The sequence below is a fragment of the Streptomyces sp. NPDC016640 genome, from assembly GCF_043076215.1.
In the GTDB taxonomy this organism is placed as follows: domain Bacteria; phylum Actinomycetota; class Actinomycetes; order Streptomycetales; family Streptomycetaceae; genus Streptomyces.
On record NZ_JBIBRG010000006.1, the window covers coordinates 66,946 to 83,008 of the forward strand.

Consider the following 16,063-nt stretch of genomic DNA (forward strand, 5'->3'; position numbering starts at 1 on the left):
GTTCACCCGGGGACCGCGCTCACCCGTGCGAACGTCCCCGGAGGCGTTGTTCACGGCGGCGGACCGGGTGCCCGGACAATCCGCGCCGCGCTGAACTGGACCCGCGGTGCCGGCGTCCGGCCCCGCGGGGGCGGCGAGACCGGGTTCGGCGACGAGCTGAAGGCGGCCGTCGTCGCGCACGACGAGAACGGCGCCGTGCTGAGGTTCACCACCCCCTGAGCGCTTCCGGCCGCGGGCCCCGGCGTCAGCCGCACATCTCCTGGTACCCGAGCCGCGGCAGGTGCTCCTGCCATGCGGCGCGGGTGAGGACCCCGCTGGTGCGGGCGCAGACGTAGTCCGCCGCGCGGTCCGCGTCCAGGGTCCACACCCGGGCCGTCAGGTCGTAACCGGCGGAGGCGAGGGCGTCGCCCTCCGGGCTGAACGCGACGGAGGTGACGGTGTCGAGATGGCCGGTGAGTGCCCGGCCCGCCGTCTCGGCACGGGCCGGGCCGGCCACGTCCCACAGGCGGACCGTGTGATCGCCGCCGCCGGTCGCCAGCGTCCTCCCGTCCGGGGCGAAGGCCACGGACCTGACCGGCCCTCGGTGCCCGGTCAGCTCCTCCCCCGGCGGACGTACGCGGTCGGCCTGTTCCACCTCCCACAACCGCACCGTGCGGTCGTCGCTGCCCGTCGCCAGCGTCTTCCCGTCCGGGGCGAAGGCCACCGCGTTGACCTTCTCGTCGTGCCCGGTGAGGGCCGTGCCCGCGGGCCGTGCCGGCGTCCCGTCGCCCACGTGCCACAGCCGCGCCGTGTCGTCCTCGCCGCCGGTGGCCAGCGTACGGCCGCCCGGGGCGAAGGCCAGGGAGGTGACGGCGTCCGTGTGGCCGCGCAGCGGTTCGCCGAGCGGCCGTACGCCGTCGGGCCGGCGTACGTCCCACAGCCGCGCCGTGTCGTCCTCGCCGCCGGTGGCCAGGGTGCGGCCGTCCGGGGCGAACGCGACGGCGAGGGTGCCGCCGTCGTGCGCGTCCAGCGGTTCGCCGAGCGGGGCGGGACGTTCGGGCGCGGACACGTCCCACAGCCGTACGGTGCCGTCCCTCGCGCCGCCGGCCACCGTACGGCCGTCCGGGGCGAACGCGACGGCCAGCACCTGGTCCTCGTGGCCGGTGAGCGTCCGCGGTATCCGGCGCGGGCGGTCCGGCCGGCGTACGTCCCACAGGCGGATCAGCCCGTCGTCGGTACTGGCGGCGGCGAGCAGCCGGCCGTCGGGGCTGTAGGCGACGGCGGTCAGCGGGTTGGTGAAGTCGGTGAGGACGGTCGGCGGCCGGTGCCAGAGCAGGACGCCGCCGTCGGCCCCGGTGCTGGCGAGGGTGCGGCCGTCCCGGCCGAAGGCCACCTCCCACACGGCCTCCGTGTGACCGGTCAGCGGCTCCCCGAGCCGCTGCGGGTACGCGGGGTTGGCCACGTTCCACAGGAGGGGCGAGTCGTCCTCGCCCGCGGTCGCCAGGGTCTCGCCGTCGGGGCTGAAGGCCACCGACATGACCGGCGCGGTGTGCCCGGTGAGCGGTTCACCCAGCGGCTCGGGGCGGGCCGGGTCGGACGCGTTCCACAGCCGTACGGTCTCGTCGAAGCCGGCCGTGGCCAGCGTCCGGCCGTCCGGGGAGAAGGCCAGGGTCCAGACGGGGGCGGTGTGTGCGCGCAGCGGCCTGCCGAGCGGTGCGGGCCCGGCCCCGCCGTCCTCGCCGAATCGCCACATCCGTACGGTCCCGTCGTAGCCGGCCGTGGCCAGGGTGTCCCCGTCCGGGGCGAACGCGACGGCGCGGACGCTGCCCTTTCCGGACCCGTCGGCCCCGGCGGGCTCGCCGAGCGGCGTGGGGCGGGCCGGGTCGCCCAGGTCCCACAGCCGTACGGTCCCGTCGTCGCCGGCGGTGGCCAGCGTCCGGCCGTCGGGGGCGAACGCGACGGAGACGACGTTCTCCTCGTCGTGGCTCACCAGGGGCCGGCCGACGGCGCGGGGCCGCTCCCGGTCGCGTACGTCCCACAGCCGGATGACGCCGCCCTCGCCGGTGGCGACCAGCAGGTCGCCGTCCGCCGGCGCGAAGGCGACCGCGCCGACCGGTCCCGTCCTCAGGCGCAGCGGTTCGCCCAGCGGCCTCCCCACGTCCTCGGGCCTGTCGGCCGGCCCCGGCCGCGCGGTGGTGTCCCACAGCCGGACCGTGCCGTCGTGGCCGCCGCTGGCGAGGGTGCGGCCGTCGGGCGCGTACGCCACGGAGGTGCCGACACCGCCGTGGCCGGGCAGCCGGGTGGCCAGCACCCGGCCCGCGTCCGTGGCCAGCCGGGCCCGCAGGTCCGGCGTCGGGCGCATGCGGTGCGCGGCGACGTCGAGCCGGGCGGCCCGCCCGGCGTCGGTCTCCCGGACACGGTCGGCCTCGGCGGTGAGGCGGCCGAAAACCGCTTCGTCGCGTTCGGCCTGCACGGTGGCGCGCGCCTGGAGGGCGACGACGGCGGTGCCGGTGGCGAGCAGCACGAGCGCGGCGAGTACGGCCACGACCGTACGGCGCAATCGCGCGGCACGGTGCCGGCGGCGGATCGAGGCGGTGAGGAACTGCCGCTCCAGCGGGGTGAGTTCATCGCCGTGGCGGTCCTCGCGGTCCTCCGGCCCGGTGCCGTGCGGCCGGGCGGCGTCCTGCGGGAAGGCGTCGCGGGCGGCGTGCAGACGGGAGCCGGCGTAGAGCGCGGCGTTCTCCCGGCCGAGCGCCTGCCACGTGCGGGCCGCCTCGGAGAGCGAGCGGTGGACGCGCAGCCGGTCGCGTTCGGCGTCGATCCATGCGCGCAGGCGGGGCCAGGCGGTGATGAGGGCTTCGTGGGCGAGGTCGACGGTGCCGTCGTCGAAGGTGATGAGGCGGGCTCGGACCAGGCGTTCCAGTACCACCCGGGTGTCGGCCGCGCTGCCGAAGCCGAGTTCCGCCTGCTCGGCGGGGCGACGCGTGTCCGGGGTGCCTCCCCGTCCGGGCGCGACGAGGCGGAGCAGGATGCGGCGGGCCAGTTCGGCCTGGGACGCGGTGAGTTCGCCGTACACCTGCTCGGCCGTGCGGACGACGGCGCCGTGCAGCCCGCCGGCGGCCTCGTACGCGGCCTCGGTCAGGGCGCGGCCGCTGCGGTGGCGCCAGGTCTCCAGCAGGGCGTGCGACATGAGCGGCAGGCCGCCCGGTGCGCCCTCGACCTCGTCCAGGAGGCGCTCGGTCAGTGAGCGTTCCACGATCAGGCCGGCCCCGGCGGCCGGGCGGACGATGGCCTCCCGCAGCTCCGTACGGCTCATCGGCCCGGCGAGCAGCGTGGCATCCTGCAACGCGGCGGTGAGACCGGGGTGTTCGGCGCAGCGGCCGAGGAAGTCGGCCCGCACCGCGATGACGACGCGCAGCCGGCTGTCGGCGTCGGTGGCGGCGACGAGGCGGTCGATGAAGGTGTCCCGGTCGGCCGGGTCGGCGCCGAGGGTGTACAGCTCCTCGAACTGGTCGACGACCAGCCAGGTGTCGGCGTCGGTGCCGGGTACGGGCACGAGCCGGCCGGCGTGCGTGCGCAGCGGGTCCGCACCGGGCGTGAGGATCCGTACGGCCGCGGGAGCGGCGTCGCGGTTCCCGTCGCCTTCGCCGTCGCTCGGGGTCCGCAGCCGGGGGATCAGGCCGGCGCGCAACAGTGAGGACTTGCCGCTGCCGGAGGGGCCGAAGACGGCGGTGAAGCGGTGCTTGCGGTTCAGCTCGGCCAGCCGCTCCACGAGCCGGTCGCGGCCGAAGAAGAGATCGGCGTCGCCCGGTTCGAACCGGGTCAGGCCGCGGTACGGCGGCCGGGAGGTCTCGTCGGCGGCCACCTCGGCGGCCACCTCGGCCGACGCCTCGCGCCAGCGCCGTTCCCACTCGGTCACGTCGCCGCCGCACGCCTTCACGTAGGCGAGCGTCACCGCGCGGGTGGGCAGCTGCTTCCCGGCCGCCGCCTGCGACAGGGTGGTCACCCCGTACCGCGTCCGCTGGGCCATCGCCCGGTACGTGGGCCTCCCCGCGGACTCGCGCAGCGCGCGCAGCCCGGCGGCGAACCGCGGCACCGGCCCGGCCCCGGGATCCAGTCCGCCCTCGGTGCGCCCCGGTCCGGGTCGTCCCGCCACGTGCCCGCCCCCTCGTTCACCCCTGCCATCGCCAGGACATCACCCAGCGCGTCCACCCGGGTGCCCACGGTAGGCAGTCGCGGGGACGGCCGCAATCGAACTTCCGGTGCAACGGCAAGCGGGGCGCGGGAGTTCACCCGATCCTCACGCTTCCTCCCGGCCGCTCCGTCCGGTTCGCGCCGCCGGGTCGTGCGGTGCCGGTTTGTTCAGTGCCGGGAGAGGACCTGCTGAACAAGGGCGTACGGCGGTCGAATACCGGAGGGACGTGGCCGGGACGGGCCGCGGCGCGGTCCGAGCCCCGCGAGGGGAGGGTTCGGGTCGCCCCGTGCACGCACCGGACCGTCCAGCCCGACACCTTCCACGGGGACGACCCGGTGGAGCGCCGTCCACGCGGTGGACAGCGCCCGGGTCGGCCACCTGCCGGACGACGAAAGCGTGAGGTGATCCGCCATGCAGAACTCTCCGTACCAGCCCGTTCCACCCGGTCAGCCCGGTCAGCCCGGACAGCCCGCACAGCCCGGACAACCCGGCCCGCCCGGGAAGGCGGGCATGCCCGGGGTCCTCGTCTTCGTCCTCGTGGTCGTCGCCGCACACGCGCTGGGCACGGTGTTCGGCGGCTGGGCGATCATCGAGGAGAACCGGAGCAAGCAGGAGCACGGGCAGGACCTGCTCATGCCGATGAGCCTGGCCTGGTTCATGGCGCTGTTCTGCTGGGGGCTGGCGGCACTCCTGGTCGTCTGCGTCGTACTGGCCCGCGGACGCCGCTCCTGGGTTCGTGTGGTGCTCATCGTGTGCCTGTCCTTCGTGGCGCTCTCGACGATCATCGCCTTCCTCGGCTCGCTGGCCTCCGGGGCGCCCAGCCTCGCGGTGTTCGTGATCGCCGGTCTCGACGTGGCGGCCCTGTGGACGGTGTGCGGCGAGACCGGCCGCCACTACTTCTCCGTCCGCGGCCCGGCGCCCACGTCGGCTCGGGGGTGACGGCCCATGAACCACCCGGCGTACGGACAGGACCCCCGCCGGCCGGCCGGCGCGCCGCCGGAACCCGCGGAGCCGCCCGGGACCCGGCCCCCCTGCGACCCGGTGGCGGCGGCACTCGGCAACGCCTCGCTGCTCGGCATCGGTTACCTGCTGCTGGGCCACTGGCGGCCGGCCGCGTTCGCCGTGATCGGCACGGGCGGGCTCCTCGCCCTCACCGCGTCGACCGCCGAGACCTGGTGCGAGGTCCTGCTGCTCCTGTGGTGGGCGGCCGGCATCGCCCACGGCTGGCTCCTGGCACGCCGGCGCGCGGAGCACGGCGTACGGCACGGGCAGCGCGCGGGCGCACTCGCCGTCACCGTCGCGGTGCTGCTGCCCGCCGTGCTGCTGCGCGCCGACGCGTACGGGATCGAGGACCGCGTGAACGGGGCCCGCGCGAGCGGCGACTGCGGGACGGCCGTGGCCGCGCAGGGCGAGGTGTGGTTCGGCCACCGCCTGGCGGGCGCACCGGTGGCCGAACCCGGCGACGCGGTGGTGGAGGCGTGCCACCGGCTGGAGCGGGCCGCGTCCACGCTGGCGGAGGCGGGACGGGACGGGAACACCGAGGACCTGGAGCGAGGTTTCCGTGTCCTCACCGACGTCCTGGGCGAGCCCGGCAACGGGCGGACCGTCGGGGCGGTCCTGGACGCCTTCCTCGACGGCCTGCCCACCGAGGACTCCTGCGACACCGCCGACATCACCGGCTGGCTCCGCGACCGCGAGCCCACCCGTGACGTACTGGACCGGTCGGCCGACACCGCGGCGCGCACGGAACCCGCCGCGGCGCTGGAATGCGGCGACGACCTGATGGCCGAGGACGCCTGGCAGCAGGCGCGGGCGCGCTACCAGCACCTCCTGGACGAGTACCCGGACCACGCGCGTACGGGCGAGGCGCGCGGCGGGGTGCGGAAGGCCACCCTCGCCATCGAACTGGACGAGGTGCGCCGCCTGGTCGAGAACACGTCCGACGCGGAGTCCGGCTACTGCGACACGCCCGCCGGGTACAGCGGTGCCCCGCCGTACCGCAAGGGGTCCCACCGCGCGCTGTTCCTCGGCGACACCGAGTACACCGGCCGGCTCCCCGGCAGCTGGCGCACCGGCGACCCGGCCGAGGCCGCGCTCGTGGTCTGCGCGGGCACGGCGGAGAACGGAGCCGCCGTCGAGACGTGCTCCTACGAGAACGAGAAGTCCGCGTACCTCCCCCACCGAGTGACCTTCCACAAGGTCAGGATCCCGCTGAAGGTCTACGAGCTGCGCACGGGAAAGCGCGTCGGCCCGCGCCAGGTGCAGATCGGCGGCGGAAGCTGCCCGCGCGTCCTGCACTACGAGTACTACGGCACGTACGACTACGGGCCGGGCGACCAGCTCGTCTCCACCGCCGGGTCCGACGTACGGGACGCCTTCCGGCCGGTCGTCAGGCGGTGACCACGGCGTGAGCCCCCGGCCCCGGCCCCGCTCGGGGCGACGCGCGAAGCCGGTTCGCCCCGGGCCGGGCCGGGGCACCGAGGGGGAGTGCGGCGGCGCCGCTTCCCACCCGTGGTCCTCGCCGGGGGTACCCCGTTCGGACCACGTGTGATGGCGCCCGGTTCTCTCGCGGGTGAGGGTGGACACGGCCGCTGTCCGGCTGTTCCACGGTTCACCACTGCGCGAAGGAGTCCCCGATGTCCGAACGCAACACCCTCATACGCAGCCTGCACGACCTGGGGCTGGCCGCATGGTTCGGTGGTTCGCTGATGGGTGCCGTCGGCCTCAACGGCGCGGCCGAGACCGAGGGCGGAACATGGAGGGACACCGCCCGGTTCTCCTCGTCCGGCTGGGCGAAGTGGACGCCGGTCAACGCCGCGGCCATCGGCATCCATCTGTTCGGCAGCGGTGGCATGCTGGCCGCGGACGCCCCCCGCGTCGCCACCCAGCAGGGCGCGGCCGCCGCCACGCTCGTCAAGACCGTCGTCACCGGTGCGGCCCTGGCCGTCACCGCCTACTCCCGCGTCCTCGGCAAGCAGGTGGAGCTGGCCTCCTCGGACGACCCCGAGGACGTCCAGAAGGCGGCCGAGCACCCCATCGACACCGACAAGGCCCAGCGCCGCCTCGTCTACGCGCAGTGGGCGGTGCCGGCGCTGACCGGCTGCCTCGTGGTACTCAGCGCCCTGCACGGCGAACAGCAGCGTTACGCCGGGCACACGCACGGCGTGTGGCAGCGCACCCGCGGCCACATGCACATGCCGTCGGCCGCCGACTGGCGCTTCACCCACTGAGCACGCCCCCGGGGACCGGCGGCCCCGCGGCGCTCCCGCCGGGTGCGCCGCGGGGCCGCCTCCCCGCTCCCCGCGGCGGCCGCCCGGTGCTCCCCGCGCGGTCCCTCGGAGCGCGGTGACGGACACGGTCGAGTTGCTCCTCGACCAGGAGACGGAGCGCAGTGTCCGGCGCGTCTGGGAACACCTGGCCGCACGAGGAATGCCCAGCCAGCAACACCACGGTCACCCGACGAACCGGCCCCATCTGACACTGGCGGCAGCCGGCTCCCTGAACGCCGCCGCGTGGGAGGGGCTGCGGGGGCCGTTGAGCGGCCTGCGCTGTCCCGCCGTCCTCGACGGGCTCGTGCGCTTCTCCGGCCGGACGCACGTCCTCGCCTGGCGCGTCCGGCGCGTTCCCGGCCTTCTCGCCGTGCACGCCGCCGTGCACGACGTGCTCCTGGCCACGGGGTGCGAGCCGGACCACCCCCTGCTGCTGCCGGAGACCTGGCAGCCGCACATCACCCTCGGCCGCAGCCGTCGACCCGCGTGGAACCTGCCGGACGACCTGCTCCTGCCGCCCGGCCTGCACGACGGACCCGTGCGGGGCCACTTCGTCGGCGCACGCGTCTACGCATCGCGCACGCGCACCGTCACCCCGCTCCCGCCCGAGTGAGAGCCGCCGGAGACCGCCTCCTCGGCTTTCCCGCCGTCCGCCTTTCCGTGGGCCGGTCCTGCTTCGAGGCCCGGCTCCGCCTCCGGCGACGGTCCGCGTGCGCCGGCCCCGGCCGGCGCGCCACGCGGTGGCGGAGGTGGACGGCTCCCGAGCCGAAGGCGCGGGTCCCGGGGAGTACCGGGACCGGAGACCGGGTGCCCGCCGGTCCGGCGCCGGGTGACGTCGGGCTCGCCTTCGCGGAGTTCGTCTCCGTACCGCCGGGCGGCACGCCCGTGGCGGACGCGGTGGTCACGGGAGCCCGGGGCGGTCGTCGCCGGGCACCAGGCGGGCGTGGTGTCCACGCGGGCAGTGGACCAGCCGTTCCCTCAGGCCGAGCCGGTCGGCCTCGGTGAGGAAGTCCTGGAGGGGCGAGCGGAAGACCGGGTAGTCGTCGTAGTGGACCGGCAGGAGGCGGCGGTAGCCGAGGCGCCGGGCGAGCTCGGCGCCCTGCGCGCCGTCCATGGTCACGACGAAGCCCCCGGGGAGCCGGGTGCCTCCCAGGTGGAGCACCGCCAGTTCGGCGTCGGGGAAGCGGCGGGCGATCTCGTCGAGCCCGTCGTACAGGAGGGTGTCGCCCGAGAGGTGCACCCGGAGGCGGACCGTTCCGTCCCGCGGGCCGAACTCCAGCATGCTGCCCGTCACCGGCGGCAGCAGCCGACGCAGTACGGGGTGCAGCGAGTGGCGGCCGGGCAGCGCCGTGATCCGCACCTGGGAGCGGCCCCGCCGGAAGGTGCAGCTCTCCCACGTGCGCAGGCCGCCGGCCCGGCCGAAACCCTGCCAGGTGCGCAGGTGCCGGGCGGCGTGCGGGGTGGTCACGATCGGCACGGAACGTTCCAGGTGGCGCCTGGCCCGGCGGTCCCAGTGGTCCCCGTGGAGGTGGGAGAGGACCACCGCGTCCAGCGGCGGCAGAGCCGTCACGTCCAGGGCCGGCTCGGTCAGGCGACGGCTGACGAGCCCGTAGCCGAGATGGGCGCGCTCGCCCCGGTGCAGGAAGTTCGGGTCGGTGAGCAGGGTCAGGTCGCCGTACCGCAGGAGCACGGTCGCGGTGCCGATGAAGTGCGCGTCGAGTACGTCGTCGTCCGAAGCGGCCATGGGAGTGTCCTCGCCTCTCGGAAGTCTGCGTCCGTCGACCGGGGGGTCTTGGTTCGGCCCGGCCCGGTGCGGTCCGGCGCAGTTCAGTCCGGTTCAGTCCGTTCAAGCCCTTCCCATCCGTCTCGTCTCGTTCTTCCGGAGTACCCAGGCCGGTCCGAACCGTACGGTGGAGTCGGTTCGCCGGTCGGCGAAGTGCTGCGCCGGGTGCCACCGCCGGATTGGGTCTTCGGTCCTTGGGTAACCAGATCGATGCATTACCCATGTGAGTGATGGTGCAAGGAGACCCCGATGCTCATGGCAGCCCCCCGTTTCCTGAAGGAGCTCACCGAGCGGTACGAGGCTCCGCCGGCCCCCGGGGCCGGGAGCGCCGTCCGTCGTCGGCTGCCCGCCGCCCGCTCCGGGGAGCGCTCGCTCCTCACCGTGTGACCGGCATGTGCGAGGACCGGACCGACGGAGCAGCCGACGGCGCCACCCCCGCGCCGGTCGGTCTGCCGACCCTGGCGAGCCTCGACGAAGTGGCGGACCTGGTCACCCGCCGCCGTGGCCTGTACGTCCGCTGGTCACGTGGTCCGCAATGTGATCTGCCGACGGTGACCAGCACCGACGACCTCACCGGCATGAAGCTCCCGGGCCTGTCCGCGACCCCGCTGGACATCGAGGACTGGTGGGGACAGCGGTCGGCCCACGTCTGGGTCGCCCGGCGGCTGTACGACTACTGCCACCTGCCGCGCGTCAAGGACTCCCGGACCCGGCCCTGGATCCTCCACGGCCGGGAAACGGCCCGCGGACCGGACAACGAGCCGCTGGTGACGGACGTCGAACCGATCGGCTGGGTCGCCCGTCACGTCATCGACGAGGCCTGCCGCATCGTCGTCACGCTGCCGGGCCGGTGGGGCCCCATGGACCGCGGCACGTCGGCCTGAACGGACGGCAGGGCGGGATGGACCGCGGCGCGTCCCCCGAGCGGACGGCAGGGCGGCGAGGCGGCGAGGGCCGGTGAGCGCGATCCACCCCGTCGGCCACCGCCGTCCTCCGCGTCTCCGGCCGCTGGCGCGGGAGCGTCGCGTGCCCGCCCGGTCCCGGCCGGGCCGCTTGCGCCCGTCCGGAGCCGGTGGGGCCGGGCCTTCACCCGCGGTGAACCGGGCGTCGTGCACGGCCGACGGCGAACGCCACGGCCAGCAGCACGCCCAGGGTGACGCCCACGCGACGCGCCGACGGGCCCTCCCCGGGCATCAGGTCGCGCAGGCGGTCGAAGGCGCTCAGCGGTACTCCGGCGACGGCGTTGCCGGGCGGCCGCCGGGGAACGGCCGGGTGCGGATGCGTGGGGGCGGTGCGGCGTACGGCCTCCCAGGCGGCTCCGACCCGGCGCAGCCGCCGGTCGTCCAGGGCCTCACGCAGGCGGGGCAGGAGTTCGTCCTCCTCGTCCCGGATGTCCTGCCGTACCAGGCGGAACGCCTCCTCGATCCACTCCTGGCGCCGGGGGTCCCCGTCGTCCTTCTCCACCCGGGCGAGCAGGTCGTTGATGGCCTGGTGCTCCTCCTCGACCCGGGTGGTGAGGTCCTCACCGTCCGGGTCGAGGCGCCGCAGCAGGGGCCACAGGACGGCCTCTTCGGCGAAGGCGTGGCTGAAGACGAGCTGCACGAAGTCCCGCCACAGGCGTTCACGGTGCGGGGCGGAGGCGCCGCCCGCCAGGCAGGCGTTCATCAGCCGGTCGAGTTCCGCGTGGTCACGGCGCTGCCTGAGGAGAACGCTGCCCGGCCCTCCCAGGGCGGCGGCACTCTGCCCGGCGATCGAGACGGTCACGGTGCTTCCTCCGTCCGCTTTCCGCGGGTGGGGTGGACGGCCGCCCGGTACGGCGGCACCCGCCGGGTACCCGCCGCTCGTCCCGTCTATCGGGCACCGTGCCGTCGGCCGGTGGAGCGGCGGGGTCACCCGGCGGGTGTCACCGGGCGCCTCCGGGGGCGGGACGCCGGTCCCCGGGAGCGAGCCCGTTCGTCAGCCGTCCTTGCCCATGGCCTGGCGGACGGCGTCCTTGGTGCGGTCCATGAGAGCGGCGACGGGTCCGAGGGCCATGTTGGCGGCCCCGGACTCGACGCCCGGGTGGGGCCGGGTGGGGGCCATGGCCTCGGCGGCCTTGACCGCTCTGGCCATGGCGGCGAGCCCGGTGGCGTCGGTGCTGCGGCGGATGTGGGTGAACTCGTAGCGTTCCTCGGCCCGGGCGTGTTCCTGGACGTCCTTGCGCAGCTTGAGCAGCTGGGACAGGAACTTCGGGTCGTCGGTGTCCGCGTCGTCGAGCGCGGCCAGGGTCTCCTTGGCCGCCTTCTCCTCGGCGAGCCGGTCCTTCACGACCTGCTCGCCGCCCGGCAGCGCGCGTCGGGCGAAGGGGTGGACGACCTCTTCCTCGGCGGTCTCGTGTACGGCCAGCAGACGCACCAGGCGGCGGAACGCGTCGCGGCGTTCCTGACCGGTGGCGGCCTCGACCTCGTCGAAGAGGTTGCGGATGTCGCCGTGCTGGCGCATCAGCAGGGCGACGACGTCGTCGTCCTTGGCGTGGTCGTCACCGGCGTGCGGGGTGTGCAGCTCGGACATCCCGGCTCCCCCTACTTCTCGCGCTGCGCGGGATCGGGGTGCTCGCCCTCGGTCTGGACGCGGTACTCGCGGCCGAACATCGCGTCGTGTTCGGCCATCACGCGGTCGCTCGGGGGCGCCTCGCCGCCGTGGATCTGCTCCTGCATCCGCTCGAACCGCTCGTGCGCCTCGCGCACATAGCCGGCCCCGAGGGTGGTCAGGTCCATCTGGGTGTCCAGCAGCTCCCGCACGTAGCCCTTGTTCGGCTCGAAGGTGAGCACGTTGGGCAGCTCCGGTGCCAGTACCGAGGCGGGGTCGCGTCCGTCGTGCCGGCGCATCAGGTCGCAGGCGGCGTGCAGGTGCTCCAGCTCCATGTTGAGGTGCAGCTCCCAGATCGCCTTGACCTTCGGGTCGCTCTCCTGCTCCATGAAGGAGTAGTACAGGTAGCACTCGTTGTACTCGTGGTTGACCAGCTGCTCCCACCACGTCTCACCCGGGTCGACCAGGGACTCGTAGTGGGTGACGTGCTCCTCCTCGATCAGCCCGATCTCCTGGTACAGCTGACGGGCGATCGGCTCCATGTAGGTGGGCCCGGTGTTCATGTAGAAGTTCATCGTCTGCTGCTCCGCCGACATGATCGTCAGCGCGTGGAGCTTCGACAACGGGTTCGTCTCGTCCTTGGCGTACGGGTCGCGGACGTTGTCGACCGGGTCGCGGTGGTGGAACCGGGTGGGCCTGCCGGGCATGACCTCGGTCAGGCCGTCGACGATCGACTCCGCCTTGCGGTGCTCGATCATCTCGTACAGGTTGGCGTACCGGTACAGGTGGTCGAAGTCCTCCAGCACACCGAACTGGTACGCCTGCTTCAGGTACGGGTCCGGTTCCATCCTCGCCACCCACGCCGTCAGGTCCACCGCGACCTGCTCGTAGGCGATGGTGGTCTCCAGCACCGACGACACACCCGGAAGCAGCCAGTTCACGACCTTCTGCTGCTGCGCCTCGATGTACCGGGTCCGGGCCAGCTGCCGTTTGACCTCGGGGTCCACCGTGTTGCGGGCGAGCTGGTGGCTGAACAGGATCGCCTCCACCTCGATCCCGTTCATCGTGATGATCCGGCACCGCGTGTACGGGTCGCAGTGGTCCGGGTCGATCGGGTCCACGTTCAGCTCACGCCAGCTGCGCAGCTGGCGGTCCAGCGGGATGCCCCGCTGCTCCAGCGGATTGAACGTCATGGGGGGTGCCTCCTGAGGCCGAGGGGAGTCGCGCGCCGCCTGGGTACCCCGTTCCGGGGCGACGAGTACGGGCGCCGTTCGCAGTCTTGCGCCGGGGTCGGGTTCCGGCCACCACTCGCCCTCCCACGCCCGGCAGTTCCCCCTGGTGGGTCAACCGGGCCACCGGCCGGCCGGGCCGTGGCGCGTCCGTGGCGCGCCCGTGGCGCGTCCGGATACCGCCCGCCGGATCGTCCCGCTCTCCTCGGGACCCGCCGTCCGCGGCCGGACGTCGCTCCGCGTCCGGCCGCTCACCCGACTGGATGCATCACTCAGCCGTTCGGCCCTGTGACGCCGCCGTATCGGGGCCACGGCGAGGAAACGTGGACTAACTTCCTCGCGACTGGACACCTACTGCCCGGCCCTCATCGAGGCGCCCTTGACTCCCCGGCTCCCCGCGGCCGCCCTCGGCTTCGCCCGACACACCGTGATCGAGGACATCCATGGCGACACATACGACCGAGCCGCTCTCTCCGGTACCGGCCGCGGAGGGACGACGCGGCAGGGGCCGGGTGGTCATCGCGTGGCTCACCACGACCGACCACAAGAAGATCGGCCACCTCTACCTGATCACGTCGTTCGCCTTCTTCCTGGTCGCCGGCGCGCTGGCCATGGCGATCCGGGCGGAGCTGGCCCGGCCGGGCCTGCAGATCGTGTCCAACGAGCAGTACAACCAGGCGTTCACGATGCACGGCACGATCATGCTGCTGCTCTTCGCCACCCCGACCTTCGCCGGGTTCGCCAACGCGATCATGCCCCTGCAGATCGGCTCGCCGGACGTCGCCTTCCCCCGGCTGAACATGCTGTCGTACTGGCTGTTCCTCTTCGGCGGTCTGATCGTCATGAGCAGCTTCTTCACCCCGGTGGGGGCGGCCGACTTCGGGTGGACCGCCTACACCCCGCTCAGCGGACCCACGCGCACCGCCCACATCGGCGGTGACCTGTGGATCATGGGGCTGGCGCTGTCCGGGTTCGGCACCATCCTCGGCGCGGTCAACTTCATCACCACGATCATCTGCATGCGCGCCCCCGGCATGACCATGTTCCGGATGCCGATCTTCACCTGGAACGTGCTGCTCACCTCGGTGCTGGTCCTCCTGGCCTTCCCCGTGCTGGCGGCGGCCCTGCTGGTGCTGGAGTCCGACCGGCGCTTCGGTTCGGAGGTGTTCAACGCCGAGAACGGCGGGCCCCTCCTGTGGCAGCACCTGTTCTGGTTCTTCGGCCACCCCGAGGTCTACATCCTCGCGCTGCCGTTCTTCGGTGTGGTCAGCGAGATCATCCCCGTCTTCGCCCGCAAGCCGATCTTCGGCTACATGGGGCTGATCGGGGCCACCATCGCCATCACCGGCCTGTCCGCCACCGTGTGGGCGCACCACATGTTCGCCACCGGCGCCGTGCTGCTGCCGTTCTTCTCCTTCATGAGCTTCCTGATCGCGGTGCCGACCGGGGTGAAGTTCTTCAACTGGATCGGCACCCTGTGGAAGGGCTCCCTGTCGTTCGATCCGCCGATGCTCTGGGCGGCCGGCTTCCTGGTCACCTTCCTCTTCGGCGGCCTGACCGGTGTGCTCCTCGCCTCGCCTCCGCTGGACTTCCACGTCACCGACAGCTATTTCGTCGTCGCCCACTTCCACTACGTCCTGTTCGGCACGATCGTGTTCGCGATGTTCGGCGGGTTCAGCTTCTGGTGGCCGAAGATGACCGGCACCATGCTCGACACGCGGTTGGAGAAGGTGCACTTCTGGACGCTGTTCGCCGGCTTCCACACCACGTTCCTGGTCCAGCACTGGCTCGGCGCCGAGGGCATGCCCCGCCGCTACGCGGACTACCTGGCCGCCGACGGCTTCACCGCCCTGAACACCCTGTCCTCCATCGGTTCCTTCCTCCTCGGCCTGTCCACGCTGCCGTTCCTCTACAACGTGTGGAAGACCGCCCAGAAGGGCGAGAAGGTCGAGGTCGACGACCCCTGGGGGTACGGGCGTTCCCTGGAGTGGGCCACCTCCTGCCCGCCGCCCCGCCACAACTTCGTCACCCTCCCCAGGGTCCGTTCCGAATCCCCCGCCTTCGACCTCCACCACCCCGCGCTCGCCCAGTTCGACCAGAAGGAGAACGCCGGGCAGCGCGACGTCATCGACCCGGGGCATGAAGGGGACCGGCCGTGAACCGGCCCCGGCCGGCCGCGGAACGGAACCACCGGGCCGAGGCCCTCGCCCACCAGGTCGAGGGTTACCTGCTGCTCCACACCGAGCGGGAGCGGGCACGGCACGAGGCCTCGGTCCTCTGCGGGCGCCTGCCGTGGCTCACCACCGCCCAGGCGCAGGACGTCACACGGCAGTACGTCGAACAGCGCCTCTCCCTCACCCACCGCACCCTGCGCGCCACCGCGGAGCGCGCCGAGGCACTGCGCCACGAGTACGAGGCCCGCTACGCGGCCCTGCGCCGCACCCTGCTGAAGCGGCACGCCCTGTGCGCCTCGCTGATGCTCCTCTCCACCGGCGCGGTGAGCGCGGCGACCGTCCTGCTGGTCCGGTAGCGGCGGCTCACCGCCGGCCGGCCGGGACCGCGGTGCCGGCGGTGACCGGCCGGCGCACCCGGCCGGCTAGCGCATCGCGACCAGGACGACGCTGTTGAGCACACTCGTGATGACGAAGAACGGCGCGTTGAGGACGCCGTAGTAGAGCGGGCGCGGGAAGTTCGGGTTGATGGCGATCTGGAAGGTCATCGCGCCGAGATAGCCGACGCCGACGAGGAGCCCGAAGACCACCGCGTCACCGATGCCGGTGATGCCGAGTGCCTCGACGAGCACGGCGGTGGTCAGGACGGTGACGAGGAGGCACACCGGGGGACCCGCCGCGGCGACCGCCGTCGGTGCGGGTCTCGGCGCGCCCTCGCGGCCGAGGGCGACGGCGTACGGCTTGGCGATCACGACCGCGAACCACACGCCGGCCAGCAGGAACGAGACGACGGCCGCGATCGCGACGGCCGGCCAGTCGATGTCGGCGAGAACGGAGAACACGCGCAGACTCCTCGGGGACGGGCGGCC

Annotated in this window: 14 protein-coding genes; 8 read left to right on the forward strand and 6 right to left on the reverse strand. The window is 73.7% G+C overall.

Translation table 11 applies throughout. From position 1 onward, the window contains the following. Positions 1–244 precede the first annotated feature (244 nt). Positions 245–4,135 (reverse strand): WD40 repeat domain-containing protein, encoded by a 3,891-nt coding sequence (locus ACF07S_RS14275; protein ID WP_391974279.1) that lies wholly within the window; start codon positions 4,133–4,135, stop codon positions 245–247. Positions 4,136–4,684: 549 nt separating this feature from the next. On the opposite strand from ACF07S_RS14275, the gene ACF07S_RS14280 reads away from it, so the two are divergent. From ACF07S_RS14280 to ACF07S_RS14295, 4 genes are all read left to right on the forward strand, one after another. Beyond that, positions 4,685–5,113, forward strand: coding sequence for a hypothetical protein (locus ACF07S_RS14280; RefSeq protein WP_391962754.1), 429 nt, complete (start codon positions 4,685–4,687; stop codon positions 5,111–5,113). 6 nt (positions 5,114–5,119) lie between these two features. Then, on the forward strand, positions 5,120–6,574 hold the full coding sequence (locus tag ACF07S_RS14285) for a hypothetical protein (protein WP_391974280.1): 1,455 nt from the start codon (positions 5,120–5,122) through the stop codon (positions 6,572–6,574). Between the two features lie 236 nt (positions 6,575–6,810). Continuing rightward, positions 6,811–7,404, forward strand: coding sequence for a hypothetical protein (locus ACF07S_RS14290; RefSeq protein ID WP_391962752.1), 594 nt, complete (start codon positions 6,811–6,813; stop codon positions 7,402–7,404). Positions 7,405–7,519: 115 nt separating this feature from the next. Beyond that, entirely contained in the window at positions 7,520–8,056 is a 537-nt protein-coding gene (locus ACF07S_RS14295) for a 2'-5' RNA ligase family protein (protein WP_391962751.1), read from the forward strand. A 288-nt stretch (positions 8,057–8,344) separates the two neighbouring features. On the opposite strand, the gene ACF07S_RS14300 is transcribed toward ACF07S_RS14295, so the two are convergent. Continuing rightward, positions 8,345–9,187, reverse strand: coding sequence for an MBL fold metallo-hydrolase (locus ACF07S_RS14300; protein ID WP_391962750.1), 843 nt, complete (start codon positions 9,185–9,187; stop codon positions 8,345–8,347). A 294-nt stretch (positions 9,188–9,481) separates the two neighbouring features. Here ACF07S_RS14300 and ACF07S_RS14305 point away from each other — a divergent pair, with 294 nt between their 5' ends. Together ACF07S_RS14305 and ACF07S_RS14310 are read left to right on the forward strand one after the other, a co-directional pair. After that, positions 9,482–9,613 (forward strand): hypothetical protein, encoded by a 132-nt coding sequence (locus tag ACF07S_RS14305; protein ID WP_391974281.1) that lies wholly within the window; start codon positions 9,482–9,484, stop codon positions 9,611–9,613. A 5-nt stretch (positions 9,614–9,618) separates the two neighbouring features. After that, positions 9,619–10,110, forward strand: a complete 492-nt coding sequence (locus tag ACF07S_RS14310; RefSeq protein ID WP_391962748.1) for a DUF6098 family protein — start codon at positions 9,619–9,621, stop codon at positions 10,108–10,110. Positions 10,111–10,312: 202 nt separating this feature from the next. Here the strand turns inward: ACF07S_RS14310 and ACF07S_RS14315 are convergent, their stop codons facing one another. The 3 genes from ACF07S_RS14315 to ACF07S_RS14325 form a co-directional block, all read right to left on the reverse strand. Next, on the reverse strand, positions 10,313–10,990 hold the full coding sequence (locus tag ACF07S_RS14315; RefSeq protein ID WP_391962747.1) for a hemerythrin domain-containing protein: 678 nt from the start codon (positions 10,988–10,990) through the stop codon (positions 10,313–10,315). A gap of 192 nt (positions 10,991–11,182) precedes the next feature. After that, complete coding sequence (locus ACF07S_RS14320; protein WP_391962746.1) at positions 11,183–11,776, reverse strand: hemerythrin domain-containing protein; 594 nt, start codon at positions 11,774–11,776, stop codon at positions 11,183–11,185. A gap of 11 nt (positions 11,777–11,787) precedes the next feature. Next, positions 11,788–12,987, reverse strand: a complete 1,200-nt coding sequence (locus ACF07S_RS14325) for a hypothetical protein (protein ID WP_391962745.1) — start codon at positions 12,985–12,987, stop codon at positions 11,788–11,790. A gap of 479 nt (positions 12,988–13,466) precedes the next feature. Between ACF07S_RS14325 and ctaD the strand changes: the two genes are divergently transcribed. Together ctaD and ACF07S_RS14335 are read left to right on the forward strand one after the other, a co-directional pair. Next, the gene (ctaD, locus tag ACF07S_RS14330; protein ID WP_391962744.1) at positions 13,467–15,182 is read left to right on the forward strand and encodes a cytochrome c oxidase subunit I; all 1,716 of its coding nucleotides are present in this window, start codon (positions 13,467–13,469) and stop codon (positions 15,180–15,182) included. Continuing rightward, positions 15,179–15,553, forward strand: coding sequence for a hypothetical protein (locus ACF07S_RS14335; protein WP_391962743.1), 375 nt, complete (start codon positions 15,179–15,181; stop codon positions 15,551–15,553). The genes ctaD and ACF07S_RS14335 overlap by 4 nt, the downstream gene beginning before the upstream one ends. A 66-nt stretch (positions 15,554–15,619) precedes the next feature. Here the strand turns inward: ACF07S_RS14335 and ACF07S_RS14340 are convergent, their stop codons facing one another. Next, the gene (locus ACF07S_RS14340; protein ID WP_391962742.1) at positions 15,620–16,036 is read right to left on the reverse strand and encodes a DUF1761 domain-containing protein; all 417 of its coding nucleotides are present in this window, start codon (positions 16,034–16,036) and stop codon (positions 15,620–15,622) included. Positions 16,037–16,063: the final 27 nt, after the last annotated feature.

Coding starts and splice junctions, on each gene's coding strand:
- ACF07S_RS14280 (WP_391962754.1), top strand. CDS start 4,685: ATGCCCGGGGTCCTCGTCTTCGTCCTCGTGGTCGTCGCCGCACACGCG.
- ACF07S_RS14285 (WP_391974280.1), top strand. CDS start 5,120: ATGAACCACCCGGCGTACGGACAGGACCCCCGCCGGCCGGCCGGCGCG.
- ACF07S_RS14290 (WP_391962752.1), top strand. CDS start 6,811: ATGTCCGAACGCAACACCCTCATACGCAGCCTGCACGACCTGGGGCTG.
- ACF07S_RS14300 (WP_391962750.1), bottom strand. CDS start 9,187: ATGGCCGCTTCGGACGACGACGTACTCGACGCGCACTTCATCGGCACC.
- ACF07S_RS14305 (WP_391974281.1), top strand. CDS start 9,482: ATGGCAGCCCCCCGTTTCCTGAAGGAGCTCACCGAGCGGTACGAGGCT.
- ACF07S_RS14310 (WP_391962748.1), top strand. CDS start 9,619: ATGTGCGAGGACCGGACCGACGGAGCAGCCGACGGCGCCACCCCCGCG.
- ACF07S_RS14320 (WP_391962746.1), bottom strand. CDS start 11,776: ATGTCCGAGCTGCACACCCCGCACGCCGGTGACGACCACGCCAAGGAC.
- ACF07S_RS14325 (WP_391962745.1), bottom strand. CDS start 12,987: ATGACGTTCAATCCGCTGGAGCAGCGGGGCATCCCGCTGGACCGCCAG.
- ctaD (WP_391962744.1), top strand. CDS start 13,467: ATGGCGACACATACGACCGAGCCGCTCTCTCCGGTACCGGCCGCGGAG.